We start from the raw sequence: 24,920 nt of genomic DNA on the forward strand, positions 1-24,920 counted from the left end.
GGCCATTGCGCATGGAAACCCCTTCATACCCTCGTTTAGAAAATAGAAGGATTGCCGCCTTGAGAATGGCTGTTCTTGTATTGCTCACGGATGTTCTTCCCAGTGTGCATTAATTAACGTTTATTAACCTCTTCAAGAAGATAAATGACCAGTGGATTTCTGTCAATGATTTCAGAGCCACATAGGTGGTGAGTTGAAAACTCACCTGTTCGCGAGGACTTAGGGTTGAAAAGTGCGATACAGGCAGATCATACCAAGGGCAGATGGGGTCCTACTGACTGTCAAGTGTTTTGCCAGCGACCCGTAAGAGGTCTGCGAGGGCCGTGAGAAGCAAAATTGCGCGCATTCTGCGACAACTCCTGTCGACTCGGGGTTTATTTCGTAATACTGTGGTTTGCCAAACCGCTTTTCCAACGGGCTGTCACATTAGCAAAAGAGATCTGAGAGAGATGAAAGATACGGTAAAAGAGTATTACGGCAAGGTGCTGCAGCACTCTGGAGACCTTCAGACAAATGCCTGTTGCACTGACGCTGAGATGCCTGGCTATCTGCGCGATGCACTGTCCAATATTCACGATGAGGTCATGGCCCGCTACTATGGCTGTGGTCTGGTGAGTCCTCAACTGCTTGAAGGGACAAGAATTCTCGATCTGGGAAGTGGCTCCGGCCGGGACTGCTATGCGTTGGGGCAGATGGTCGGGGAGTCAGGATATGTGCTTGGCGTGGACATGACCGATGAGCAGCTCGAAGTTGCCAATCGCCATATCGAGTGGCATCGGGAGCGTTTTGGCTACGCCAAGAGCAATATCGAGTTTCGCAAGGGCTATATTGAGAAGCTGGATGAGCTGGGTTTGGAGGAGAACAGTTTTGACATCATCGTCTCCAACTGCGTTATCAATCTCTCGCCTGACAAGGAGGCTGTGCTGAGAGAGGCCTATCGCCTGCTCAAGCCTGGTGGTGAGCTCTATTTTTCTGATGTCTATTCCGACCGGCGGGTGCCTGAGCATCTGATTTCCGACCCTGTGCTCTACGGCGAATGCTTGAGTGGCGCACTCTACTGGAACGATTTTCAGAATCTGGCAAAAAAGGCGGGATTTGCCGACCCCAGGCTAGTGGAGGATCGCCCGATCACCATCGATAACCAGGAGATCGAAGAGAAGATCGGCCACATCGGTTTCTACTCAGCGACTTATCGGCTGTTTAAGCTGGATGGGTTGGAACCGGCCTGCGAGGACTACGGACAGGCAGTGGTCTATAAAGGTGGAATTCCGGAAAGCGAACAGGCCTTCGCGCTGGACAATCACCACATCGTCGATAAGGGGCGAATGTTTCTGGTTTGTGGCAATACCTACCGGATGCTGAACGAAACCCGCTTCAGTGAATACTTTGAATTCTATGGGAATTGGGATACCCACTACGGCATCTTCGATGATTGCGGCAGCAGTCTGCCCTTTAATCAGGCAGGGCAGGGTGATGAAGAATCTGCTGGAGGCAGTTGCTGTTAATCGCGAAAAGAACCACATCGTAGGCCTGATCAAGCGTAGCGGATCAGGCAATCACTGAATGGGTTACTTTTCCGCCAAAAAAAAGCCGCCTCTCTATTTGAGAGGCGACTAGATGGAGGTCGTTTTAGCGCTAGTCTTATTATTTATAATAAAAACATGAAGTTGAGTATATATCTTCATGTAAATTATATTATTCTCTCATGTTACCCAATTCTCTACGGGTAACTGCCCTTCTTAAAAATCAGTTAAAGCGAGGGTTGTAAGTGACCCATGTGCCCTCGACAACAGAGTCTTTGCCTGTCGGATCAAGGGTGTGTACTGATCCGTCGGGGTGAATGGTGACGGAGACGATTTGCGGATCGTCGTTGGTAACCATGGAGCCATCCTCCATCTGTGCGCCCCAAACTTTGATTGCTCTGCGAATCTTTGCCATTTTAAGCCTCCTGAAAATGAGCGTTCTACATACGTGAATTAATAACCAAGTAATCTGGTAAGGATTAGACCAAAAACCAACCAAAACTGTCAACAATTATTTTGGAATAGTTCTAAACTGATTTCTGAGGATTATGATTGTGAGTGATGTCGTAAATAAGTTGTTGTTATATCGGTTAATAACCATCTGGCATGGCATGTCATCAGGTATTTAACTGGCGGGGGTATAGTGGAATGGGATCCACATTCCCGGAAAACAAAAAAGCCAGCCCGAAGGCTGGCTTTTCCCTGAGCAGGCGTGGCCTGAATTACTTGGCGGCTTCCGGTGCAGCGGGGGCAACAGGTGCGTAGGGAGCACCGTAAGGCGCATAGCCGTAGTAGTAGGGTGCATCATAGCCGTAACCCCGCGCGGTGGTATGGGCGCTGGAACGTGCTTTGCCTGAGAAGCTCATGTTGAAAGCCATGTCGCCGTCACCAAAACCGTCGAACATACCGTCGTTGTAGCCATTGTCGTTGAAACCCCAGAAAGCGTTGGCCTGGGTGGATGCGATCAGAGCGGCAATTGCGATGATTTTTTTCATGATTGTATTCCTGTAGCTGGTAAAAGTAGGTTGATTTTGTTTTCGGTCGTAGTGACTCGATGGGATAAGTATATAAGCAAAAACTAATATGTCAACAGATTATTTATCACACGTAAAAATATCTTATGGGGCTAAGTGGTGATCGGAATAGCTAGCCGGTGTTGTTTGAGAGCGGATCAGGAGAGTCGTGAGGATCAACAGTCGGTCGGTAGAAGATCGATTTTATAGATGCCGGAAAACTGCAGCGTGACGGGGGCACAGGCTTTACCTTGAATACGGACACGCAGGGTATTGAGATCGATACTGTTCAGATCGACACGTATTGCCGGGTGGTACGTTGCCTTGATCTGAGCCGGAAGGGTGGGAAAGTCAACCGTGGGTGGCCAGTAGAGTACGTAGTTCACTCCAGGGGTTATCCTGATGATATTCGGGGAGTGATCCAGATAGATCAGCGATCCACCAGGGTCCTGAGTGGTGAAGGCCCATTTCAAGGTGTGTTGAGACCCATTCACTCTGAGTTTTGCAATGGCCAGGTATGACTGGTTCCAGTCGAGTCGCTGAAGCGGGAAGAGCGCAAACTGCCGACGGGTAAAACGGTGGTTAGGATCATTTTCTGAGTTTATCAGTCGAACCTGTTTGATGCTCTCCAGTCCCTGATAAGTGATTTTATGAAGGGTGAAGGCCTCGAGGGATATGACCCCGGTCAGCGCTGGATTGACCTGGATTGAGATTGGATAACCAGAGACCTCATAGTCCGGCAGGGGATCGGGTTCTTCTGCATAGAATGCGGGAGGGATATCTACGGCATCCTTCGGTGGCCAGAGGACAATCTCCGGATTCTCCTCGTGACGTAACCGGGTGAGCTGTTCGACGTGCTCCTCACGCAATTTCACCGGGTTTGCACAAAATTGCAGATAGTTGCCGGATGCAGTGTAACGTCCCCAGTCCGGCACCGATCTGCAGCTTTCCCGGAACCACTCTGCTGTTACCCTCACAGGGGGTTTGCATATTTCGTAGTACTTGCCGCTCTGATCGTAGTTGGCCCCTGCAGGGGGTGTGCTGCAAAAGGTGTCGAGCCACTCCGCATCAATCTGTTTGTTGCCATGGCAGATTGTGTAGTATCTACCGGTTCCGGAAAATATTGCTTGCGGCGGGGTTTGTCGGCAAAACTGCTCCATATAGTCGCCACTCAGCATCGCTCCGCCGGGGCAGGCCTCCGGCCAAGGCTTGCGAAAGCGTGCGTGCGGAGGGATCTCATTGCAGAGCTGCGTGAAGTAGTTCTGGGTCAATGGTGTGCCCAAACAGTTTACCGGGGTACTGGAGAGGGCAACTGCAGGGGGCTGGATGCAGAGTTGTTGAAGGTCGCTGCGTCCGAGGTTGAAAACCTGTGATATGCCTTCGAGGGAGATGCCGATCTCATCAGTGGCAAAATCGAGGAAGGTAAAACGGTGGTAGATGGCGCTCATCAGATTGTCGATGGCACTGCGTACATCGTGCTTGCCGATAGTGGCGTTTTCTTTGACTAACTCATGGCCATAGCCTGCATTCATTACCCGTTGGCCAGGATCGATGCCACTGAAGCCAGGATTGCCTTTGATCTCGATATGGGCGGAGATGGATAGATAGGGGGGTGTGGCGTTACGGTTGATGTCAAGATAGTAGGCGTGGCTGCCTGCTGCGGTGGCCAATTGATTATTGTGCCTGAATGCAACCATCCCAGCCTGAGTGCGCAGTTGATTGAGATACTCCAGGCCGGTGTCAGAGAGGGATATTTGGCTCCAGAAAAGCAGGATTGTCAGGAGACATAAATTTTGCCACAAGTGGTTTAGAGTTTTCGACATGCCAGTCTGTTGCCTGATCCGCTACGCTTGATCATGCCTACGAATTTAAAGTGGCGAGGTTCAAAGTTTCTCTCAAACATTCTCTGCTTGTTTCCAGATTGCCGGATTGATCTCGATTGTCTCACTGTCGCTGCCGAACCAGATTTGTCCGTCCTGAATGGTGCACTGTAGCTGCATGTTGCGCTGTGCCAGGTTCGCCAGTGCCTGACAGGAGTCACCTGATAGGTTGATTACCGAGAGGTTGGAGAGGCGTTGTAGTTTTTCCCGGTTCTGCTGCCACCAGATATCGGCCCCACGACCGGAATAGAGGTAGACGATTACGTTTCTGGCACGACCAGAGGCCTTGCGTAACCGTTTTTCGTCGGGCTGTCCGAGTTCTATCCAGCAGTCGATCTCTCCGCTCAGGCTCTTATTCCAGATATCGGGTTCATCATCGGTACTGATCCCCTTGGTGAAGATGAGCTGTTCATCCGCGTTCATGGCAAAGGCCAGCAGCCGCACCATCATGCGCTCGTCTGTTTCCGATGGGTGGCGGGCAACGGTAAGCAGATGTTCCTGGTAGTAGTTTCTGTCCATATCCGCAATCTGTAGTGCGGCTTTGAAGATAGTCGCTTTAAGAGCCATCGTGTATTTTTCCCCGCAGGGCCTTTTTCTGGCCGTGTTTGTTCTTCCGATCCAGTCTTTTTCGTTGCGAGCTTCGGCTCGGCTTGGTTTTGACGCGTTTCTTGCGAGTGACGGTGACGCTCTTGAGCAGCTCCTGCAGGCGTTCCAGAGCGGCTGCCCGGTTTTTTTCCTGACTCCTGAACTGTTGGGCCTTGATGACGACGATGCCCTCTTTGTTGATGCGGTGATCTGAGAGCAAGAGCAAGCGATGTTTATAGAAATCGGGCAGGGAAGAGGCCTGGATGTCGAATCGCAGGTGGATGGCACTGGAGACCTCGTTGACATTTTGTCCGCCGGCACCCTGCGCGCGTATCGCCACAAATTCGATCTCATCATCGGGGATGCTGACTTGGTGGGAGATTTTCAACATGCAAGGTCTCGGATGAATATATGGCCTAAATCAAGAAACCCAGTGAAGTGCCGGAGTGGATAGCTCTGATTCAGAGACCATTCTATCACTGTAAAGTGCCATGCCGCCCTGTTCTGCTAAACTGCACGCGTTTTTATAAGATATGGATGGCCGGGAATGTGAACGATCCCTCTGATATACAGGTATATGCCGCGCTGACTCCTGACAGGATGCTGGATGCGATCGAGGCAACTGGCGTCGACTGCGACGGCCGGTTTCTGGCGTTAAACAGCTATGAAAACCGCGTCTACCAGATCGGCGTAGAGGGCACTGTTCCGCTTGTTGCCAAGTTCTACCGGCCTAATCGCTGGTCGGACGAGGCGATTCTGGAGGAGCATCAGTTTACACTGCTGCTGGCAGATCAGGAGATCCCGGTCATTGCCCCCATCGTGGATGGCGATGGCGAAACTCTGCATCGGCAGGGTGCCTATCGATTTGCCCTCTACCCTTCCCAGGGTGGGCGTGCACCTGAACTCGACAATCCTGCTCATCTGGAGCAGTTGGGGCGTTTCGTCGGCCGAATTCACGCTTTTGGCGCTACAGGTTCATTTTCTCACCGGCCAAAAATTGATATTGAGAGTTATGCTGTCAAGCCCCGGGCGTTTCTTCTGGAGAAGGGGTTTATTCCGACCCATCTGACGGTCGCCTATGAGACCCTCACTGCGGATCTGATCAAACAGATAGGGGAGAGTTTTGAGAGGGCGGGTGAAATCAGGACCCTGAGGCTGCATGGAGATTGCCATCCAGGCAATATTCTCTGGAATGAAGGAAGCGCGTTTATTGTGGATTTCGATGATGCCCGCACAGGACCGGCGATACAGGATCTCTGGATGTTTCTCTCCGGTGACCGGGCCTATATGACTGCCAGACTGGCAGATATTCTGGAAGGCTATACTCAGTTCTTCGATTTCAATCCTGCAGAGCTGCACCTGGTTGAAGGTCTCAGGACAATGCGTATGATTCACTATGCTGCATGGATCGCCTCTCGCTGGGACGACCCCGCCTTTCCCGCGGCATTTCCCTGGTTCGATACCGACCGCTATTGGGAAGAGCATATTCTGATGTTGCGGGAGCAGGCTGCTCTATTGGATGAGCCGCCACTGATCTGGGACTGATCGGCAGGCCGCCTACAAATATTCTATCTTTGTGATCCAGTAGAGATCCTTTCCACCAGGGGTATTTACCTCTATCTCATCATCCAGGTTCTTCTTCATCAAGGCGCGGGCGAGAGGGGAGTCCATGCTGATATAACCTGCTGCAAAATCGATCTCGTCTGGCCCGACGATGCGGTATCGCGACGTTTCTCCCGTTGAGTCCTCCAGGGTCACCCAGGCGGCAAAAAAGACCTGCTGCGGGTTGCTTGGTCCCTGATCGACAATCTTTAGCGAAGGCAGCCTTTTTTGCAGATAGCGGATTCGCCAGTCGATCCCGCGCAGCTCTTTTTTGCGGTAGATGTATTCCGCATTTTCTGAGCGGTCACCCTCAGCAGCAGCTGCCGAGAGGGCTTTGGTAACCTCTCTGCGACGCAACCAAAGGGCGCGCTCTTCTTCTTCGAGGCGTCTGTAGCCATGCGCGGTGATGTAAGGGGACTTTGGAGGGGCGGGGGGGCGGTATCTTCCCATAATTATTCAATACGTTTTTGTCATCACATTCTAGGGAGAGATCTCAAACCAAAGGGCAGAAATGACAATTAACTTCCTGATTACCCCTAAAATTCAGCCATGATCGGAGAGTGTTTTTCAATCCGCAAATAACGCGATTGCGCTTTTTGCGTTGTTCGCGGACAAATCTCTTTCCCTATAGTAGCTGAGTGATAGGGGTAATCAGAATTAACTTTGAAGTACCCTAGATCTCCTTGGCATCATTGCCATATTGATTCCTGTACTTGTTAAATAAATCGAGACCGGCTTTCTTCTGTTGTGGTGTCATCTTGCGCGATGTTTCAATGATAATATCTGTCGCCAACTTGTAACCTGAACGGCTTGCCAGCTTGTACCAGGCATACGCCTCGACGAGGTCCGTTTGAACGCCTTGGCCGTGCCGGTACATATCCCCAAGCATGAACTGTGATGTAGGGACACCCTTTTCGGCACTTATCCGCCACCAGCGCATGGCCTCTTTATAGTCCTGTTTCCAACCAGGCTCGGGGCCCATTACGGTGCCACCATAATAGCTTTTCAGTGCCAGCAGGTTTTGTGCGGGCAGGTAGTCTGAATTTGCTGCCATACGCCACCAGTGCGCTGTTTTTTCAGCGTCCTGCACATTTTCAGGGCCGTAATCATAAACTTCTCCCAAATAGGTTTGTGAGACTGGATCCCCCATCCTGGCAGCTTCGGTACAGGGTGCGATGGCAGCATCGTATTCAGCAGCAGCGAAGAACCGCTCACATTGCTGGATGGGGGTTTCAGCAGAAACTACAGTGGAAAAAAGAAGAGGAAGTAAAACACAGGCTGTATTTTTGTACATGGAGAGCATGATTTTTGCGGACCAGGATCGATTGTGGAAAACAGAATTCACCTAAAGATACTGACTCTGTATCAGTTTATCCAGTGGATTGATTGTCTCGTCTTAGCCAGGGTCAATGAAGTGGTTTGCTATAGGCGGAGCCTGTTTTTCAGACTCCACCCTCTGTCATCGGTCTGTCAGTCCGAACCCAGTGACAGCATGGGTCGCAAACGTGACAACAGTTTGTCTCCCACACCGGGCACTAGAGTCAGCTGATCCAGAGAGGTGAAACTGCCGTGTTCCTGGCGAAATTTGATGATGGCTTCCGCTTTGGAAGCGCCAATACCCTTGAGCTCGGATGCCAGGGTCTGCGCGTCGGCCTTGTTGATATTGACCACTTCTGCACTGGCAATAACCGGTAGAGCCAAAAGCATCAATATCAGTGTTGCCTTACGAATGAATCCTTTCATTGTCTATCTCCTTACAAAAACTTGTCCAGGTTATCTTCCATAGGATGCAATTCCTCACATCCCACACCCTCATTGCGAGGGGCTTGGCTATTGTGTCTCGACAGGGAATTAAAGTCATTGGTGGATTTCTTAAGAACCTGTAGGATTTTTCTGAGTGCGTATTGTCGGGATTAATCGCTCTGGGTGTAATTCCCCGCCCCTTGGGGCGTAATGAAAGGCTGCAATGCGAAGCGAGCAACCGATTAATACCCCGTCCGCTTGCGGCGGGGTCGTTTATTCGCTCTTTTCTTTATGCCCGCCGAATTCGTAGCGCATGGCCGACAGTAGCCTGTCCCCATAATCAGCCTCTCCACGGGAGGAGAAACGGTTGAACAGGGCAGCGGTGAGCACATGGGCCGGAACCCCCGATTCGATGGCGGCGATGCTGGTCCATCGCCCTTCGCCGGAGTCCGAGACTCTGCCGGAAAAATTGGTGAGATCGGGGCTGTCGCCCAGTGCGGCGGCGGTGAGGTCGAGTAGCCAGGAAGAGACAACGCTGCCCCGACGCCACAGCTCCGCCACTTGCGCAACGTCAATATCGTATTGGAATGTCTCGGGATCCCGCAGTGGGGTGGTCTCAGCATCAGACTCGATGGACTGCTGCCCAACATTGGCGTGGCGCAGGATATTGAACCCTTCGGCATAGGCGGCCATCAAGCCATACTCGATGCCGTTGTGAACCATTTTGACAAAGTGCCCTGCACCTGCGGGGCCGCAGTGTAGCCACCCCTGTTCCTCCGGTCCTGGATCGCCGGAACGACTGCGGGTGCGGGGAATTTCGCCAACCCCGGGAGCCAGCGATGTGAAAACAGATTGTAGCCGAGAGACAGTTTCCTGTTCGCCTCCGATCATCAGGCAGTAACCTCGTTCGAGTCCCAGGACTCCGCCGCTGGTGCCGACATCGAGATAGTGGATGCCTCTCTCATGGAGCTGCTTGTAGCGGGAGATGTCGTCTTTATAGTAAGAGTTGCCGCCATCGATGATGGTGTCATCCTCGTCCAGATAGGCGGAAATCGCCGCAATGGTGTCGTCCACCACACCCGCTGGCACCATGATCCAGACTGCGCGGGGAGGCTCCAGTTTCTGTACCAAATCCTGCCAGTCAGAGGCGCCGGTGGCACCCTCCTGTTCCATTTGGGTGACCGCCTCCTGGTTCAGGTCGTAGGCGATACACTCGTGACCGTCTTTCATCAACCGTCGCACCATGTTGGCGCCCATGCGTCCCAAGCCGATCATCCCCAGTTGCATTCCGTTCCTCCGATAAATTCCAGTCGACACGCTCATCTTACTAACGTCATTTTAGTCTAACGCTGCAGATAGGGTGATATCCCATAATTTATGGTGGGATATCCCACAATTCAAATAAAGTCCTAATCTAAAATATATCTTATCTTACTGATTATAAAAAAATTGTAATTTTGGCATGACTCCTTCTCACCGGTTTTATGAACAAGTGCTAAAACTGCAGCGCCTTCCGCACACATTGGTCAGGCGGTAGTAAACAATACCAAAAGGAGAGATCATGTTGGGAAAATTCCAGGCAAGGCAGGCCTTGGTTAAAGGCCGGGTTTCGTATTGACGCTTGCAGTACTGACACAGTTCCCAAGGCTGGAGACTGCATGCGGTGGAAGTATTTCCATGATAACGCGGTCGTCCACAACAGGCGGACTAGGATATGTTAGTTTGTAATATGCTTGATATCCAAAATGCTATACGCAGAGCGAGTAGCATTTTGACTTTAGAGTTCCTGCATATGGGATCCGAAAATACCTCACCATCAATAGGCGTCGATTACGACGTGTTCATTATGTTTAAAGCATAGTTTTGTAGATGGAGGACTCCTCTCCCATTATCGTGTTCGTTGTTGTGGTGTCATCTTGCGCGATGTTTCAATGATAATATCTGTTGCCAACTTGTAACCTGAACGGCTTGCCAGTTTGTACCAGGTATACGCCTCGACGAGGTCCGTTTGAACGTCGCATGCTGGCATATCCCCGAGCATGAACTGTGATGTAGGGACACCCTTTTCGGCACTGCATCCGCCACTCAGCGCATGGCCTCTTTATAGTCCTGTTTCCAACCAGGCTCGGGGCCCATTACGGTGCCACCATAATAGCTTTTCAGTGCCAGCAGGTTTTGTGCGGGCAGGTAGTCTGAATTTGCTGCCATACGCCACCAGTGCGCTGTTTTTTCAGCGTCCTGCACATTTTCAGGGCCGTAATCATAAACTTCTCCCAAATAAGTTTGTGAGACTGGATCCCCCATCCTGGCAGCTTCGGTGCAGGGTACGATGGCAACATCGTATTCAGCAGCAGCGAAGAGCCGTTCACATTGCTGGATGGGGGGTTCAGCAGAAACCACAGTGGAAAAAAGCAGAGGAAGTAAAATACAGGCTGTATTTTTGTACATGGAGAGCATGATTTTTGCGGACTCAGGATCAATTGTGAAAACAGGATTCACCTAAAGATACTGACTCTGTATCAGTTTATCCAGTGGATTGATTGCCTCGTCTTTGCTTGGGTCAATGAAGTGGTTTGCGATAGGCGGAGCCTGTTTTCCAGACTCCGCCTCTCTGTCATCAGTTTGTCAGTCCGAACCCAGTGACAGCATGGGTCGCAAACGTGACAACAGTTTGTCCCCCACACCGGGCACTAGAGTCAGCTGATCCAGTGAGGTAAAACTGCCGTGTTCCTGGCGAAATTTGATGATGGCTTCCGCTTTGGAAGCGCCAATACCCTTGAGTTCGGATGCCAGGGTCTGCGCGTCGGCCTTGTTGATATTGACCACTTCTGCACTGGCAATAAGCGGTAGAGCCAAAAGCATCAATATCAGTGTTGCCTTACGAATGAATCCTTTCATTGTCTATCTCCTTACAAAAACTTGTCCAGGTTATCTTCAATAGGATGCAATTCCTCACATCCCACACCCTCATTGCGAGGGGCTTGGCTATTGTGTCCCGGACAGGAATTAAAGTCATTGGTGGATTTCTTAAGATTCTGTAGGATTTTTCTGAGTACGTGTTGCCGGGATTAATCGCTCTTCTCTTTATGTCCGCCGAATTCGTAGCGCATGGCCGACAGTAGCCTGTCTCCATAATCAGCCTCTCCACGGGAGGAGAAACGGTTGAACAGGGCAGCGGTGAGTACATGGGCCGGAGCCCCCGATTCGATGGCGGCGATGCTGGTCCAACGCCCTTCGCCGGAGTCGGAGACTCTGCCGGAAAAATCGGTGAGATCGGGGTTGTCGCCCAGTGCTGCGGCGGTGAGGTCGAGTAGCCAGGAGGAGACAACACTGCCCCGGCGCCAGAGTTCGGCCACCTGCGCAACGTCGATATCGTATTGGAATGTCTCGGGATCCCTCAGTGGGGTGGTCTCCGCATCGGACTCGGCGGCCAGCTGCCCAACGTTGGCGTGGCGCAGGATATTGAATCCTTCGGCATAGGCAGCCATCAAGCCATACTCGATGCCGTTGTGCACCATTTTGACAAAGTGCCCTGCACCTGCGGGGCCGCAGTGCAGCCATCCCTGTTCTGCCGGTCCCGGATTGCCGGAGCGACTGCGGGTGCGGGGAATTTCGCCAACCCCGGGAGCCAGCGATGTGAACACGGTTTGCAGTTGGGAAACCACGTTCTGCTCACCGCCGATCATCAGACAGTAACCTCGTTCAAGCCCCAGGACTCCGCCGCTGGTACCGACATCGAGATAGTGGATGCCTCTCTCATGGAGCTGTTTATAGCGGGAAATGTCGTCTTTATAGTAAGAGTTGCCGCCGTCAATGATGGTGTCACCCGCGTCCAGATGGGCGGAAATCGCCGCAATGGTGTCGTCCACCACAGCCGCCGGCACCATGATCCAGACTGCTCGGGGAGGCTCCAGTTTCTGCACCAAATCCTGCCAGTCAGAGGCGCCGGTGGCACCCTCCTGTTCCATTTGGGTGACTGCCTCCCGGTTCAGGTCGTAGGCGATACACTCGTGACCATCTTTCATCAGTCGTCGCACCATGTTGGCGCCCATGCGCCCCAAACCGATCATTCCCAGTTGCATCCCGTTCCTCCGATTGTTCGAGTCGACACTTTTATCTCATTAACATCAGCTTAGTCTAATGCTGTAGATAGGGTGATATCCCACAATTCAAATAAAGTCCTAATCTAAAATATATCTTATCTTACTGATTATAAAAAAAATTGTAATTTTGGCATGACTTCTTCTCACCGGTTTTATGAACAAGTGCTAAAAACTTGCATGCCTTCCGCACATTGGTCGGCGGTAGTACCTAATAATTAAAAGGGGAGAGATCATGTTGGGAAAATTCCGTAAGGTCGGCCTTTTGTTAAAGGCCGGGTTTCTGGTATTGACGTTTGCGGGCATCAATAGTTCCTGGGCTGGTGTCTTGGATGAGCCGAAGGCCCATCCCGCCATTCCGTTGCTGGATGAGAGTGGCAGTCATGTGTTGGATAGCGGTAAGCCTTACAGTCCGCGCAGGAGTTGCGGCACAGGTGGCTGTCACGACTACGATGCGATTACCCACGCCTTCCAAATAGCAAAGATGGACGTCAACGCAGCTTTCTTAATATGCACAGCCGCAAAGTGGCCTGTACCACCTGCCACTTCCGCTCCAACGGCACCTTCTGTGTCGACTGTTATGGGCTGGAGACTGCATGCGGTTGAAGTATTTCCATGACAAACGCGGTCATCCACAACAGGCGGACTATTTATATGTTAGTTTGTAACTAAGGCCGGGATATCCAAAATGCTATACGCAGAGCGAGTAGCATTTTGACTTTAGAGTTCCCGTATATGGGATCCGAAAATACCTCACCATCAGGCGTCGGATTACAGACGTGTTCAATATGCTTAAAGCATAGTTTTAGATGGAGGACTCCCTCTCCCATTATCGTGTTTTAAATATTGACGGGTTCGGTTTTCTCATATCAGGCACCTTTCCTTGATTCCTTGAAAACTGCTGATCCTTTTGGTGGGTAATCCAGGCTATCCCGCAGTTTTTCGCGAACCGCATCGGGAAATTCGGGTAGATTGAGTTCATTGGCATCCCGCCAACGGGTAACCGTTTTTTCTGCCTCTGTTTGCCGCTGTGAACGGGAATTCGGATCTGTCCCTATGAGTAGGGACTGGTTGGGCGTGGTCAGACCGGCTCCCGCTTGCTTGACGATATCAAGCATCCGCAATTGGATGTCTTCTGCAATCTTCAGGAACTCGTCTCGTTCCGTTGCGATCGTATTGGCGCGCACCTCAATGTCGACGGCATACTCCCCAATCTCCATCAGACGAGCGGATGTCGATTCGGCATCAAGCCCCTGATGGGAATAGAGCATCTGCTGGAGTTCTATCAGGATAAATCGCAACTGGTCCGGTGTGGTATCGAGGCGCAGGTGGATTCTACGGTGGAAGGGGCGTTGGTCAATTTCACTGAAATTTTCCAGCTCCATATCAACAAAAATCGCATTAGGTATGGTAACGATCGTGCGGGTTAAGGTACGTATCTTGGTGGATCGCAGTCCGACTTCTTCGATGGTGCCCACAGTGGTCCCAAATTTACAGAAGTTGCCGACTTTTACCGGTTGTGCGGTATAAAGGGTGATAGCACCGATCAGGTTTTCGAGCGAGCGTTTGGAGGCCAGTGCGACGGCGATACTGCCGACACCCAATCCGGCTACCAGGGTAGTGACCTCGAAACCCATATTGTCGAGCCAGATGATCACAGCAAAGAGAAAGACTGTGACCTTGACAGCGGTTGTGGCAGGCCGCAGCAATAAAGAGGCGTTGTTACTGCCGCTTGCCTGCATACGATCACCGAGGCGTCCAAAAGCCAGACCAATCACACCTGCTGTGATCCAGGCGACTGCGATAATCATAAGAGTGCCGGCATCATAGATTGCCCGTGCCTGCAGTGATGGATGGATGTAATCAAAAAGTGAGCGAACAATCAGGACCATCAGGAGGAAACGGCCAGGCCGCGCAACAAAAAGTCTTCGCCTTGTATGAATTGGGGAGTCCGTGCGCCAAAATACGAGATTCAGTCCGGCAGTTATCCCCCAGGCAGTGAAGTAGGCGATGGTGCCGATGATCAACAACATCACCCATTGCCAAAGATGCATGTTGAGAAAGTGGAAAGAGGGAAGTTGCCTGGAAAACCAGTCTCCGATCTTTCCATGTCCGTAGTATTTGTAGAGCTTCGGTATTTGGGCAACGGTCTTATTGGAGACTTTCCAGACATAGACCCCTTTGTCACGTGGTATTTTTTGCAACAGGATGGGTAGCTGTCCATCGGGGGTGTCCAGCGTAGCAATATATTCTCGGTATTTTGGCAGCTCGTCGTCTAGATCCCCCTTGGGATTATTACTGATCCGTTCCATATCCACCCAGATGGTTCGGTTGGCAATGATTTGCAGCTTACGCGCCAGTTCCTGATGGTCGTCCGTAATGCCTGCTGGGAGGTTACGAAAATCCATGTATTGAGTAGCCAACTCAAAGTCATAGTTGTCGAAGGCTGAGGCAAGGCCTTTCATGGTTCCCTGAGGTGTGCCCCGGTTGAACTTATCATGAGGGGTATTCGGTGAATCCTCCTGCATTTGGGGAGCATCCGCTTCTGCCCGTGAGTCCAGGATTTCCTTGACTGAAGGAGGCGTGCCTTCGACTGCTGAGTAGGCCGGGAATGAACTGCACATCAAGGCTAACATGTAGAACAGCATTGGCTTCAGATTGGAAGACAGCAGGTCTAGTTTCATTATTCTTAACCTTTAACGTAACTATTCAGCTACCCCACGAAAGTGCGGAAAATGTGGAATTGCAGGATGTGCTGAGCGTAGCACTACGCATCTGTCACGATTGATGCGGTTCGATTTGCTCACTACATCCTACATGCTATCTCAGCATTTTCCATGCGCTGAAAGAAACCCTTTAACAAACAAGGGTCTGTCAGCTTCTTGCTAAGCTGCGTTTTGCGGGGTTCATCGGGACAGGTTCGAATTGCAGATCCTGTGCAGTCATACTGCCGAGTATCAAGCCTCTTTTGGGAGGAAATCCTCTCTATCGGGTTCAATTTTCCCAAATGAAAACTTATGATAGTGCCGGGGATCAGCTATTGATTCCGTGAACAAAACTCATCCGCCCGTACTACCAGGAAAATTACAATAACGATGAAACAGAAAATTCTCACCATGCTTGAACTGCAGGATGCCATGAACACCAAGGTCAACAGCGATTGGCGATCAGCGGGCTACCCCTGGTATCGGGCGATCTGGACAGAATGTGCTGAGATGCTGGACCACTACGGCTGGAAGTGGTGGAAGCATCAGAAGCCGGATATGGAGCAGGTGCATCTGGAGATTGTGGATATCTGGCACTTTGCCTTGAGTGATCTGTTGATACGGCATGATTCGATGGAGGATGCGATGGAGGCTGCACTTGCTGGGCTTTCCCGTCCTGCGGGGGGCGATGATTTCCGTGAATCGATTGAACAGATGGCACAGGAGACGATCCGTACCCAGTCTGCTGACATCACCCTGTTCGCGGCCATGATGGGATTAGGGGAGATGGATTTTGACCGCCTGTTCAAGACCTACGTGGGCAAGAATGTGCTCAATTTTTTTCGGCAGGATCACGGTTATAAGGAGGGCAGTTATATAAAGATCTGGAGCGGACGGGAGGATAACGAACATCTTGCGGAGATACTCTCTGAACTGGATCAGGACAGCGCCTCATTCAGCGAAGATCTCTATCAGCGGTTGGAGCAGGTCTATCCGGTTGAATAGTGTGTTACTCCATGTCGGCGCGTGCAAAATGGACGATAACAACAGCTTTGGGTTGGCCTGTGCCGATCACGGTCTCGAACAGCGTGATTTGGTTTGCATCTGCGGTTGAGTCGAGGGGCAATTTTACGCCCATTCTGCTGATGCGCAGGGGAGTGGAGTGCATACTGATGAGTGCATCAGGGTTCCGCAACTGATCGATCAGGGCCTTGAGATAGACTTCCGGATTATTTGGATTCTGTTCCGGGTTCAGTGCTGCGGTCTGCTTCTCCTCTTCACTTAAAGCATGCTGCATGTGGGATATCTGTTCTTTGACGTACTTTGTGACGTATTCGAGCAGTGTCCACTTCAATGTGGTACGGACAGCCTCTTCGGCCGGCTCCGGCGCCAAAAGCTGATGATCGGAAAAGATCACGGCGGTCTGCTGTACATCCCTCAGTAGCATCTCCCCCCGGGTCTCTGTCCCTAGGATGGTTTTCTCTTTGCAGGCCACAAAAAACAGGGCGAAAGCATCGGTGCGGCCAGGGTTATCCTTGGCATGGAAATATCGGCGCACGGCACGATTTTGGCTGAAGAGTTGCTGGACCTGCTCACTATTTGAGAACAGGGCGTTGATCAGGTTATTCTCGTTAAAACTGCGCTGGCTGACGGTGATGGCTTGGGGCAGGGCCGATACCAAGTCGTCTATCCTGCCGAGCAGGTCATGGACGGGATTTCGTAGCTGTTTCTGATAGCTGCTCACACCACGCAACTTTGGGTTGGTTCCCTCAACGACGGACTCTATTGCCTTGGCGACTCGTTCTGCATCGGCTCTTTCCCTGAGTCGGTTGGCCTGGCGCTCTTTCAGTAGATGTTGTAGTCGATCAAATAGTGTCATTCTTTCGGCCAGTATTTGGTTCCGATACCTTGACCCAGATCGGCCTCGATGAGGCGCCGCCGTACTTCGAGTAGCCTCTCTATCAGTTTTGGCTCTTTCTCTTCATAGGCTGCAGCATCCGGTGCACGTTTGACGACCACGCCCAGTAATTCTGTGATGGCATTACCGATCGAGTTCTGACTGATGGTGACGATCAGTTTTCCGGCGTCGTTTCGGTAGATCAACTGTTTGAATGCAGGCTGCCAGCGAATAGCGTTGGCATATTTCGCATCGGTGATGCAGTGATCCCTGACTTTCTTTGCCGTGGCCAGAAAATCATTGTTGAAGAGCAGTGTGTGTTCTATCTGATCCGGGAAGTAGGCGTCCTTCGGTATCGGTGCATTGCGGGTGGACACCTGGGTGAAAAAGGTGCGATAGAAGTCGATAAAGCCTTTGAGGATGACATCGTACTCACGCCAGAACCGTACATCACCCAGGGCTGTGACGCCCCCACTGATCTCCCAGCTCGGAAGTCCTTGAGGATAGCCGGTCAATTCTATCCGGGATGAGTCGTCATCGATGAGTTTCAGGATCTTCATGTCGAGATTTTTGAAGAACTCCCGGTAGACGTCGTGCATATAGGACTCGAAGAGACTGTGCTGGCCACCATCTGTGAGGTTCGGGTTGTTGGGGTCGGCCAGCTCTGCGTTTCGCAGCTGAGTCTTGTCGAAGACGATGAAGTGGTTGTGCAGCATGCGGATGCTGGGGACGCCGGGGGAGGTGAGTGGCCAAGTGGCATCGAGGCTTGCCTCGCCGGCCAGGATCAGTGCCTCCTCCGGGTCGGGGTACTGCTCCAGCATGTATTCAATGATGATCTGGTTCATCCGGTTCCAGACATGCTTCACGTTGTCTGGCACTTGGGTGCGGCGTACCGGGCGCCCCAGCGGATTGAGAACGCACTTGGAGGTGTTGTAGATGATCGAGGTGTCGAACTCGTTGCTGTGCCCCAGTGCCTTACGGTAGAGCAGCAGGTTCTCCGGATTCATCAACAAGCCGTTATTGCTTGACAGATCGTTGAGATTTTCCGTGCTGTTGAAAAATTCGTTGGGTTTCATCCCCTCGGGAACGTCCAGGGGAATAGGTCTGAAGGGGGTTACGATCTCTCTGGGGCCGTACTGCATAGTGCCACACCTTGGAAGAATTCAAGTTTCTGGGCTTAATAGTCTCAATAATAGGGGGTTGTGACAATTATCGCACTTGGCTTTCATCCTGAAGTCCTGTCGTTGTGCATGGTTCGGCACAAGACGGCGATGTGGGATAGAATAGCCTCATTCGGAAGGGAGGGCCTGGACATGCTCGATTTTTTTCTTGTTTTGATATTCATGCTGCTCATCGTCTATGTAACCTATTGGATGAAAGATCGGTAACCCTCTATTGTGATTCTCCCATCACTATTGAGGCAAAGAGCACTTTTGGAATCTATTGAAAAAATATCCGACATGCGGGGTTGCCGCAGTACTCTCTTTCCATCTAAAGCGACTGATTGAAATATAAGAAACCATGAGCGAAACAAATCAAACCTCCCTGACCATGAAGATATTGATGGCCATGCTGGGTGGTGCTGTATTAGGCGTCTTGTTGAACCTGTTTGCCGGTGACGAGGGGCTGCTGCAGACCTACCTGATTGATGGGCTCTTGCTTGTGGTGGGTAAAATCTTCGTGGCATCTCTCAAGATGATGGTGGTGCCGCTGGTATTTGTCTCCCTGGTGGGCGGCGTGACTTCACTGCGTGATATGTCGACCCTGGGGCGCATGAGCGTCAAGGCGATTGCTTTCTACCTCTTTACCACGGCGGCGGCGATCACCATTGCCCTTTCGTTGGCAGTGGCTGTTGGCCCAGGGGAGGGTTTTGATGTGGCCGACAAGGCCGTTGAGTTCACCGGTAAGGAGGCACCGGCCCTGACGGATGTGTTCATCAATCTGGTGCCCTCCAACCCCATTGAGGCGATGGCGTCGGGCAACATGCTGCAGATCATCGTTTTTGCCATCCTGTTCGGTATCGCCATTACCCTGGCCGGTGAGCGGGGTAAACATGTGTTGCGCCTCTTCAATGACCTGGATGTTGTCATCATGAAGATGGTCGAGGTCATCATGAAGCTTGCGCCCTATGGTGTATTCGCTTTGCTTGCCCGAACCTTCGCGACCCAGGGGCTTGAGCTGATTTTGCCGCTGGGGGCCTATTTTCTGACGCTGACAGCGGCGCTTGCGATTCATGCGCTGGGCACCTACCCGCTGTTGCTGCGTTCATTTGCCGGACTCAACCCGATGCATCTTTTACGCAAGATGCGCGATCCCGCCACCTTTGCCTTTTCCACTGCCTCATCTGGGGCGACGATCCCGGTGACCATGCGTACTGTGGAGAAGCGTATGGGGGTCGACAACTCTGTCGCCTCTTTCACTGTCCCCCTGGGCGCCACCATCAATATGGACGGTACCGCGATGATGCAGGGGGTGGCGACGGTATTTATCGCCAATGTGTACGGTGTCGACCTGGGTATTGGTGATTATCTGATGGTGGTGATGACCGCTACCCTGGCTTCAATCGGCACCGCAGCGGTGCCCGGTGTGGGACTCGTCATGCTGACCATGGTGCTCAGTCAGGTGGGTTTGCCGGTGGAGGGCATCGCCCTGATCATCGGCATCGACCGGTTGCTGGATATGATGCGTACTGCGGTCAATGTGACCGGTGACTGTACTGTCTCATGCATCATCGCCAAGGGCGAAGGGGCACTGGATTTGGTGGTTTACAATGATCCCGATGCCGGGTCGGTGGAGGCCTCCACCGGCGACCTGGCGCACCCTGAACCCACAGAAGCTTAAACTGGGTTTTCTCAACTCGAGGATGCCCGATCCGCTACGCTTGATCGGGCCTACACCCTGAGCTGAACAAACCTGTAGAGGTAGGCCGGTTCAAGCGCAGCGGAACCGGCAACGCCCCGAGCAGAGACCGATTAGAGGAATGAAAGCACTTCCTGCTCGATATCCTCTTTTTCAATCACCGTCTTCTGTGTGATCTCCTTGTCGAAGAGTGATTTGATGGGTGCAGGAATCGTCGTGTTGGCCTGCTTGGCGATGGAGTTGAGTGCATCGAGGTCGTGGGCGTCGACTTCACCCGTCAGGGCGTTGGCAATGGTGGGGGAGAACTTTGTCCACTCAGCAGTGGAGTAGACGATGGTCGCCAGCGGCGCAGTCTCGCTGGTCTCATGGGTCTTGAAACAGGTTGCTGTGTGCGGATCCATCAGGTAGCCATTCTGGAATGCAGCCTGGATATATTTTTTCCCCTCGGTATCGTTGCAGAAATCTGCCACAAAGATTTCCTGCAGACGGGCGAGTTCTTCCGTTTTGAGTTCGTAGTGTTTTTCGTTGTCCAGTTGCTGCATCAAGGCTTTGGTGCGTTCCGCTCCGAAGAGATCAAAAAGTATCCGCTCGATGTTGGAGGACTTCAGAATATCCATTGCCGGGGAGGTGGTGGCGACCACTGAACGGTCCCGCAGATCGTATTTGCCGTCATTGATGAGCTGGGTCAGGACATTGTTGCTGTTTGAGGCGATGAGGATCTTCTCCACTGGCAGCCCCATCTTCATGGCGTAGTGGCCCCCCAACGCATTGCCGAAATTGCCGCTGGGCACGTCGAGATAGACCTTGTCTCCCAGTGCAATGGCGCCCTGCCTGACCAGTTCCAGGTAGCTGTGGATGTGGTAGATCACCTGGAAGATGATGCGGCCGAAATTCACCGAGTTGGCGGCGGAGAGCAGAGTGTTTTTCTCCCGCAATTTGGCCCTGAAGCTGGTCGAACCAAGCAGTAGTTTCAGCGCATCCTGGGCATCGTCGAAATCGCCCTTGATGCCGATAACCTTAAGATTGGGCGCGTTCTCGGTGACCATCTGCAGCCGCTGGACATCTGAGGTGCCGCCGTCGGGATAGAGGCAGGCAACCTTGACATTGGGCTTGTTTTTGAAGGTCTCCAGGGCTGCGGGACCTGTGTCACCACTGGTGGCCGCCAGGATCAGATAGTGCTCTCCACGTTTTTGTGCCAGATCGGAAAGCACTAAGCCGAAGGGTTGCAGCGCCATATCCTTAAAGGCGCGGGTCGGCCCGTGGTAAAGCTCGCTGACAAAGAGTCCATCCCCAACCTTGATCACCGGGACGGGATTGCTGCCGTCATCAAAATCGTCGTAGGTCGCAAGCGCCTTGTCGATGACCGCCGGATCGATATCGATCTCAAAGGCCCCCAAAACAGCCCGAGCCAAAGTCTTATAGTCGGCATCGAGGTGCTTTTCCAGGAACGGAATACCCAGTTGAGGTAACGTCTCCGGGACGTAGATCCCACCAAAAGAGGACATGGGGCTGAGGATGGCAGCTGAAAAGCTCACCTCTGCCGGGTGCTGGCCGTCGTTGCCGCGTGTTTCGATGAAGTTCATGGTTAGCCTGGCGCAATGATCACGAGGGGCAGAATTATACCTGAGGCAGCCATTGGAAATCATCAACTCGGTTTCTGACGGATTCGGCAGTCGATTTGATCGAATGGCGGGTGTTTACGTCAACTGAATATTGTGCAGGGGCGGTGCTGATCCCCTTGCAATTCTCGGCTTCAGAAATGGAGGGTAGCGGTCGCTATATTCATTGAATAGGCGCTTATGCCAGATTATGTAGGATAAAAGATGAACCCCAGCTCTTTTCGACCCACCCAGCTTATTCTACTGATGTTGGCGGCCTTGCTGCTGTTTGAGCCTGCGTTTGCCAATAAGTTTGAGACCATCGGTAGTGGTGTAGCTGGCTCCTCCCGGATCAAGGCCGAATATATGAGGATTATCGGTTATGTCTCCGGTGGCGTGTTGCTTTTTACCAGTCTGCTCTCTTTCCTTATGGCCAATACAAATGCTCAAAACTTGAATTATGTGCTCTGGAAACAGTCTTCCGGGATGCTGCTTTTTATGGGGTTGGTTATCCTTGGTTTTGCTTTTTTTGCATGATGTTTGTCTATCTTTCTACAACTTCTAGAGGGATGGACGCTTCTGGCTACCGGTTTTTAATGCCTTACTTCACGACCAGATGACGATAATCATCAAGGAAGTCTGTAGCGACTTCCTTGATGGCCTGTTGGAAGGGGAAACGATCCCGGACCGTCGGGTTGAGGTGGTTTTTGCTTTTCTTTTTCTTACGGCCTGTGTCGCAGTCAACCAGATTGAGCCGAAGGTCTGGCCAGTAGGCTGAATCTATATCGGACAAGGCGAATGGGATCTCCAGGTCTGCCAGCAGAAGCCGTTCGGCTCCAATCTGACGACAGAGTGCCAGGTAGGGTTGATCCGTTGTTTTCAACATCTGACGGAGCGTTTTTACCTCTTGCTGCTTGATCTCTGCTTCATTGCCAAAAATATCCTCCGCAATGTTGGTCAGTTCTGCCGAGACCTGCCTGCTGTAATCAATGGCTGATTTATCGATGCCCACCCGCCTGTCGGCATCGGCCTGCACCAGTACTGTCAGGATGGGTTTTGCCGGTGCGGTGCGGGGTTGACTGAGCGTGCTCGGGGCCAAAACCAGTGTCTCGACAGTCTTGGCGAGTGGTTCTGGTGGTTGCGGTTGAGTGAGCACAGGTGCAGGTTTTTTAACTGCAGGTTTAAGGACCTGTTTCTCGATGATTTTTATCGGGGGCTTGGATACCTGTTTCTCGATGACTTTTGCCGGGGGTCTGGATATCTGTTGGGTTGTCGCCTGCGGCGCTGGGGTAGCGATTGGTTGTGTGGTTGAGGCAGTGTGAGCGGCCGCGGGTTCAGGTTTTGGCGTTGGCGGATTTTTCTGTATTGGCTGAACGGGCGGGATGACACTCTTCTGCTGGGTGATTTCAGGTTTGGCAGGGAAACTCTCCTGTTTAGGTGAAATCTGCGTGGAGGAAGGTGGCGGGATTGAACTGGCTGTTGTTCCAGGTGGGGCCAACTCTGCTGTTTGTTGCGGCAGTATCCTGGGTGCCAGCATCATCACCACCCCCAGGATGATCAGGATCAGAGAGGGGTTATTGACATCAATCTTGATGCCGAAGGCCTCGAAGCGGTTGCTCTGGCTCTTTTCGTCCTCAGAGGCGGTTTTTCCTGTGACGAAGATGAACAGGCCAACGATCAGCAGGCCCAGACCGGCCCAGAAAAGCAGAGTGTCCAGCGGTAGCGGCATCAGGTTCCCTCATTGTTTGATTTCTTCCTGCCACTGATGCTGCATTTGGTGTGGCCTCCTTGAAAATCTAACTCAAAATGAGCATTCACGCTAGACCAATTCAGAATACGCTGATAATTCGGCCGTCACGCAGGAGATCAGCAAACCCATAATGCATTTTTTGATTATGGCGGTATGTTCAAGAATAGAACGTTCCAGTCATCAATCCTCCTCTCGCAGTCCTGCATTTTTCACCAGAGTCACTGCGACATCTTCCAGTTCTTCATCTCCACTCTTATTCAGGAGGTCGGTAAAACCCTTCGAGTCGGGATGATGGGATAGTAGCCCATGCAACAGATCTTTCGTCGAACGATTGGCATCCTCCATAAGTTCTTTTGCCTGCCCCAAGACACCTGACAGCTGATCCAGCAGATCATCTATCCGATCCAACCCGGAAAGTTGTGGGTGATTAGAGTTATCCAGTTCACTGATTTCCCGGTACTTTGCGGTTGCCACGCTGGTGAGACTATGACTCATTTCCAGTGAAAAGCCGACAATCTCATCTGTGTTGTATCCCAGGTTCATACCCTGTTCGAAAGCGGCCTGGATGTCACCATCAAAAAATGTCTCACTCACCCCCTGGAGCGCATTGGTGAGATCCGTAATGGCGGTCAACTCCTCGTTGTCCAGGTCACCCTCAACGGAAAATGAGAGACGACTGTGGAAGCTTTCCGAATAACTTGCGCTGATTGCTGTGTTTCCATCCGACTGGCGGAAGGAAATCGCACTCTGTTCTCGTTGACTCTGGCGAAACTTCAAAGTCACCACGTCGCCATCTTGGGTTTTGATCTGTAGCTCAAATGCAGATTTCTCGACTTGGCGGAAACCCAGAGATGCTTCAATCGTCTGAATACCATCTGTTGACGTTGGTGTTTTTCTATCCTGCTCCAGACCTTGCATAATCAGTTTCTTGGCCATTTTGATGCCTGATTTTACGGAATCATTGAGCAGTCCCATTCCATCCAGGGCATCCCTCGCATCTTTCAGACCTTGCTTGATACCGGATTTTGCCTGCTTAAGCAGGGATTCCAACTGATCCGGACTAGCGCCTTCGGCTTCAGCCTGCTTTAGTCGATTTTGCACAAATCCCAGTACATTGTTGGCAACAGTTTCTGCATCGAATGTATTATTTGAACGATCAACCGGCACGACCTGACTTGGAGGGCCAAGTATTCCCGAGAGTCTTTGGTCAAGCACCTGCTGCACCCGTGTGAATGCATCGGATGGGTCAGAACTTCCGGTCACCATATCGACTTGGGGTGGTGTTTTTGCTGCCAGACTCAAATTACCGAAATTTGGCTGAAAATGCTTGAATTGATCAAGTTGATCGAGCGCCACACTGAACATTATTCATCCTCCAGGAAATGAATGCTTATCGTCGGTGTCGGCCTACCGGACATTAACTTGAGAAATATTCGTGAGTTTCCGGGCCGGTGCCCGAAAATCCTGGCATTGTGTTTTATTTGTGAGGCTGCAGGGGGATCTGGCCAAACGTGGAGTGCAGTGGATTATAGGTATAAAAAAAGGGATTACCATAATCGGTAACCCCTTGATTCAATTTGGTAGGCGCGAGTGGATTCGAACCACCGATCCCTTTTGATCCATTTTGCATAGATTTCCAGGCTCCATCCATCACACTGAGCTTGG

The 24,920-nt window shown here is 51.7% G+C and carries 24 protein-coding genes; 6 read left to right on the plus strand and 18 right to left on the minus strand.

The window, feature by feature from the left end:
• Nucleotides 1-449: 449 nt before the first annotated feature.
• Entirely contained in the window at nt 450-1,505 is a 1,056-nt protein-coding gene (locus G9Q73_RS18720; protein WP_177421135.1) for a methyltransferase domain-containing protein, read from the plus strand.
• A 241-nt stretch (nt 1,506-1,746) separates the two neighbouring features.
• Here the strand turns inward: G9Q73_RS18720 and G9Q73_RS18725 are convergent, their stop codons facing one another.
• The 5 genes from G9Q73_RS18725 to arfB form a co-directional block, all read right to left on the minus strand.
• Nucleotides 1,747-1,938 carry a hypothetical protein gene (locus G9Q73_RS18725; protein ID WP_177421136.1) on the minus strand — a complete coding sequence of 64 codons (192 nt, stop codon included), beginning with the start codon at nt 1,936-1,938 and terminating at the stop codon, nt 1,747-1,749.
• A 307-nt stretch (nt 1,939-2,245) separates the two neighbouring features.
• Complete coding sequence (locus tag G9Q73_RS18730; protein WP_177421137.1) at nt 2,246-2,518, minus strand: sulfur globule family protein; 273 nt, start codon at nt 2,516-2,518, stop codon at nt 2,246-2,248.
• 194 nt (nt 2,519-2,712) lie between these two features.
• Nucleotides 2,713-4,359 (minus strand): CAP domain-containing protein, encoded by a 1,647-nt coding sequence (locus G9Q73_RS18735; protein ID WP_177421138.1) that lies wholly within the window; start codon nt 4,357-4,359, stop codon nt 2,713-2,715.
• A 72-nt stretch (nt 4,360-4,431) separates the two neighbouring features.
• Nucleotides 4,432-4,983, minus strand: a complete 552-nt coding sequence (locus G9Q73_RS18740; RefSeq protein WP_177421139.1) for a YaeQ family protein — start codon at nt 4,981-4,983, stop codon at nt 4,432-4,434.
• A complete protein-coding gene (gene arfB / locus G9Q73_RS18745) occupies nt 4,973-5,392 on the minus strand; it encodes an alternative ribosome rescue aminoacyl-tRNA hydrolase ArfB (RefSeq protein WP_177421140.1) in 420 nt (139 codons plus the stop codon). Before arfB ends, G9Q73_RS18740 begins: the two co-directional genes overlap by 11 nt.
• 158 nt (nt 5,393-5,550) lie before the next feature.
• Between arfB and G9Q73_RS18750 the strand changes: the two genes are divergently transcribed.
• A complete protein-coding gene (locus tag G9Q73_RS18750) occupies nt 5,551-6,546 on the plus strand; it encodes a serine/threonine protein kinase (protein ID WP_369408925.1) in 996 nt (331 codons plus the stop codon).
• Nucleotides 6,547-6,558: 12 nt separating this feature from the next.
• Here G9Q73_RS18750 and greB read toward each other — a convergent pair whose 3' ends face one another.
• From greB to gnd (G9Q73_RS18785), 7 genes are all read right to left on the minus strand, one after another.
• Entirely contained in the window at nt 6,559-7,053 is a 495-nt protein-coding gene (gene greB, locus G9Q73_RS18755) for a transcription elongation factor GreB (protein WP_177421142.1), read from the minus strand.
• Between the two features lie 223 nt (nt 7,054-7,276).
• A complete protein-coding gene (locus tag G9Q73_RS18760) occupies nt 7,277-7,906 on the minus strand; it encodes a tetratricopeptide repeat protein (RefSeq protein WP_177421143.1) in 630 nt (209 codons plus the stop codon).
• Nucleotides 7,907-8,073: 167 nt separating this feature from the next.
• Nucleotides 8,074-8,346 carry a ComEA family DNA-binding protein gene (locus tag G9Q73_RS18765; protein WP_177421144.1) on the minus strand — a complete coding sequence of 91 codons (273 nt, stop codon included), beginning with the start codon at nt 8,344-8,346 and terminating at the stop codon, nt 8,074-8,076.
• A 273-nt stretch (nt 8,347-8,619) separates the two neighbouring features.
• Complete coding sequence (gene gnd / locus G9Q73_RS18770; protein ID WP_177421145.1) at nt 8,620-9,633, minus strand: phosphogluconate dehydrogenase (NAD(+)-dependent, decarboxylating); 1,014 nt, start codon at nt 9,631-9,633, stop codon at nt 8,620-8,622.
• A gap of 798 nt (nt 9,634-10,431) precedes the next feature.
• The gene (locus tag G9Q73_RS18775; protein ID WP_177421146.1) at nt 10,432-10,794 is read right to left on the minus strand and encodes an SEL1-like repeat protein; all 363 of its coding nucleotides are present in this window, start codon (nt 10,792-10,794) and stop codon (nt 10,432-10,434) included.
• A 177-nt stretch (nt 10,795-10,971) separates the two neighbouring features.
• Nucleotides 10,972-11,244: a ComEA family DNA-binding protein gene (locus tag G9Q73_RS18780; protein WP_177421147.1), complete on the minus strand. Its 273-nt coding sequence runs from the start codon at nt 11,242-11,244 to the stop codon at nt 10,972-10,974.
• Nucleotides 11,245-11,414: 170 nt separating this feature from the next.
• Nucleotides 11,415-12,428 carry a phosphogluconate dehydrogenase (NAD(+)-dependent, decarboxylating) gene (gene gnd, locus G9Q73_RS18785; RefSeq protein ID WP_177421148.1) on the minus strand — a complete coding sequence of 338 codons (1,014 nt, stop codon included), beginning with the start codon at nt 12,426-12,428 and terminating at the stop codon, nt 11,415-11,417.
• A 253-nt stretch (nt 12,429-12,681) separates the two neighbouring features.
• On the opposite strand from gnd (G9Q73_RS18785), the gene G9Q73_RS18790 reads away from it, so the two are divergent.
• Nucleotides 12,682-13,065 (plus strand): hypothetical protein, encoded by a 384-nt coding sequence (locus G9Q73_RS18790; RefSeq protein WP_177417915.1) that lies wholly within the window; start codon nt 12,682-12,684, stop codon nt 13,063-13,065.
• 250 nt (nt 13,066-13,315) lie between these two features.
• Here G9Q73_RS18790 and G9Q73_RS18795 read toward each other — a convergent pair whose 3' ends face one another.
• Complete coding sequence (locus G9Q73_RS18795; protein ID WP_177421149.1) at nt 13,316-15,130, minus strand: mechanosensitive ion channel family protein; 1,815 nt, start codon at nt 15,128-15,130, stop codon at nt 13,316-13,318.
• Nucleotides 15,131-15,541: 411 nt separating this feature from the next.
• On the opposite strand from G9Q73_RS18795, the gene G9Q73_RS18800 reads away from it, so the two are divergent.
• On the plus strand, nt 15,542-16,156 hold the full coding sequence (locus G9Q73_RS18800) for a dUTP diphosphatase (protein ID WP_177421150.1): 615 nt from the start codon (nt 15,542-15,544) through the stop codon (nt 16,154-16,156).
• A 4-nt stretch (nt 16,157-16,160) separates the two neighbouring features.
• On the opposite strand, the gene G9Q73_RS18805 is transcribed toward G9Q73_RS18800, so the two are convergent.
• Entirely contained in the window at nt 16,161-17,030 is an 870-nt protein-coding gene (locus G9Q73_RS18805) for a hypothetical protein (RefSeq protein WP_177421151.1), read from the minus strand.
• Nucleotides 17,027-18,190, minus strand: coding sequence for a hypothetical protein (locus G9Q73_RS18810; protein ID WP_177421152.1), 1,164 nt, complete (start codon nt 18,188-18,190; stop codon nt 17,027-17,029). The genes G9Q73_RS18805 and G9Q73_RS18810 overlap by 4 nt, the downstream gene beginning before the upstream one ends.
• 379 nt (nt 18,191-18,569) lie before the next feature.
• Between G9Q73_RS18810 and G9Q73_RS18815 the strand changes: the two genes are divergently transcribed.
• A complete protein-coding gene (locus G9Q73_RS18815; RefSeq protein ID WP_177421153.1) occupies nt 18,570-19,889 on the plus strand; it encodes a dicarboxylate/amino acid:cation symporter in 1,320 nt (439 codons plus the stop codon).
• 131 nt (nt 19,890-20,020) lie between these two features.
• Here the strand turns inward: G9Q73_RS18815 and thrC are convergent, their stop codons facing one another.
• Complete coding sequence (gene thrC / locus G9Q73_RS18820) at nt 20,021-21,490, minus strand: threonine synthase (protein ID WP_177421154.1); 1,470 nt, start codon at nt 21,488-21,490, stop codon at nt 20,021-20,023.
• Between the two features lie 240 nt (nt 21,491-21,730).
• Between thrC and G9Q73_RS18825 the strand changes: the two genes are divergently transcribed.
• Nucleotides 21,731-22,042 (plus strand): hypothetical protein, encoded by a 312-nt coding sequence (locus G9Q73_RS18825; protein ID WP_177421155.1) that lies wholly within the window; start codon nt 21,731-21,733, stop codon nt 22,040-22,042.
• Nucleotides 22,043-22,106: 64 nt separating this feature from the next.
• Here G9Q73_RS18825 and G9Q73_RS18830 read toward each other — a convergent pair whose 3' ends face one another.
• Entirely contained in the window at nt 22,107-23,234 is a 1,128-nt protein-coding gene (locus G9Q73_RS18830) for a hypothetical protein (protein WP_177421156.1), read from the minus strand.
• Nucleotides 23,235-23,435: 201 nt separating this feature from the next.
• On the minus strand, nt 23,436-24,620 hold the full coding sequence (locus G9Q73_RS18835; RefSeq protein WP_177421157.1) for a DUF5610 domain-containing protein: 1,185 nt from the start codon (nt 24,618-24,620) through the stop codon (nt 23,436-23,438).
• Between the last annotated feature and the right edge of the window lie 300 nt (nt 24,621-24,920).

This window comes from endosymbiont of Lamellibrachia barhami (assembly GCF_011947365.2).
GTDB lineage: Bacteria > Pseudomonadota > Gammaproteobacteria > Chromatiales > Chromatiaceae > QGON01.

Coding starts and splice junctions, on each gene's coding strand:
- G9Q73_RS18720 (WP_177421135.1), top strand. CDS start 450: ATGAAAGATACGGTAAAAGAGTATTACGGCAAGGTGCTGCAGCACTCT.
- G9Q73_RS18725 (WP_177421136.1), bottom strand. CDS start 1,938: ATGGCAAAGATTCGCAGAGCAATCAAAGTTTGGGGCGCACAGATGGAG.
- G9Q73_RS18730 (WP_177421137.1), bottom strand. CDS start 2,518: ATGAAAAAAATCATCGCAATTGCCGCTCTGATCGCATCCACCCAGGCC.
- G9Q73_RS18735 (WP_177421138.1), bottom strand. CDS start 4,359: ATGTCGAAAACTCTAAACCACTTGTGGCAAAATTTATGTCTCCTGACA.
- G9Q73_RS18740 (WP_177421139.1), bottom strand. CDS start 4,983: ATGGCTCTTAAAGCGACTATCTTCAAAGCCGCACTACAGATTGCGGAT.
- arfB (WP_177421140.1), bottom strand. CDS start 5,392: ATGTTGAAAATCTCCCACCAAGTCAGCATCCCCGATGATGAGATCGAA.
- greB (WP_177421142.1), bottom strand. CDS start 7,053: ATGGGAAGATACCGCCCCCCCGCCCCTCCAAAGTCCCCTTACATCACC.
- G9Q73_RS18760 (WP_177421143.1), bottom strand. CDS start 7,906: ATGCTCTCCATGTACAAAAATACAGCCTGTGTTTTACTTCCTCTTCTT.
- G9Q73_RS18765 (WP_177421144.1), bottom strand. CDS start 8,346: ATGAAAGGATTCATTCGTAAGGCAACACTGATATTGATGCTTTTGGCT.
- gnd (WP_177421145.1), bottom strand. CDS start 9,633: ATGCAACTGGGGATGATCGGCTTGGGACGCATGGGCGCCAACATGGTG.
- G9Q73_RS18775 (WP_177421146.1), bottom strand. CDS start 10,794: ATGTACAAAAATACAGCCTGTATTTTACTTCCTCTGCTTTTTTCCACT.
- G9Q73_RS18780 (WP_177421147.1), bottom strand. CDS start 11,244: ATGAAAGGATTCATTCGTAAGGCAACACTGATATTGATGCTTTTGGCT.
- gnd (WP_177421148.1), bottom strand. CDS start 12,428: ATGCAACTGGGAATGATCGGTTTGGGGCGCATGGGCGCCAACATGGTG.
- G9Q73_RS18790 (WP_177417915.1), top strand. CDS start 12,682: ATGTTGGGAAAATTCCGTAAGGTCGGCCTTTTGTTAAAGGCCGGGTTT.
- G9Q73_RS18795 (WP_177421149.1), bottom strand. CDS start 15,130: ATGAAACTAGACCTGCTGTCTTCCAATCTGAAGCCAATGCTGTTCTAC.
- G9Q73_RS18800 (WP_177421150.1), top strand. CDS start 15,542: ATGAAACAGAAAATTCTCACCATGCTTGAACTGCAGGATGCCATGAAC.
- G9Q73_RS18805 (WP_177421151.1), bottom strand. CDS start 17,030: ATGACACTATTTGATCGACTACAACATCTACTGAAAGAGCGCCAGGCC.
- G9Q73_RS18810 (WP_177421152.1), bottom strand. CDS start 18,190: ATGCAGTACGGCCCCAGAGAGATCGTAACCCCCTTCAGACCTATTCCC.
- G9Q73_RS18815 (WP_177421153.1), top strand. CDS start 18,570: ATGAGCGAAACAAATCAAACCTCCCTGACCATGAAGATATTGATGGCC.
- thrC (WP_177421154.1), bottom strand. CDS start 21,490: ATGAACTTCATCGAAACACGCGGCAACGACGGCCAGCACCCGGCAGAG.
- G9Q73_RS18825 (WP_177421155.1), top strand. CDS start 21,731: ATGAACCCCAGCTCTTTTCGACCCACCCAGCTTATTCTACTGATGTTG.
- G9Q73_RS18830 (WP_177421156.1), bottom strand. CDS start 23,234: ATGCCGCTACCGCTGGACACTCTGCTTTTCTGGGCCGGTCTGGGCCTG.
- G9Q73_RS18835 (WP_177421157.1), bottom strand. CDS start 24,620: ATGTTCAGTGTGGCGCTCGATCAACTTGATCAATTCAAGCATTTTCAG.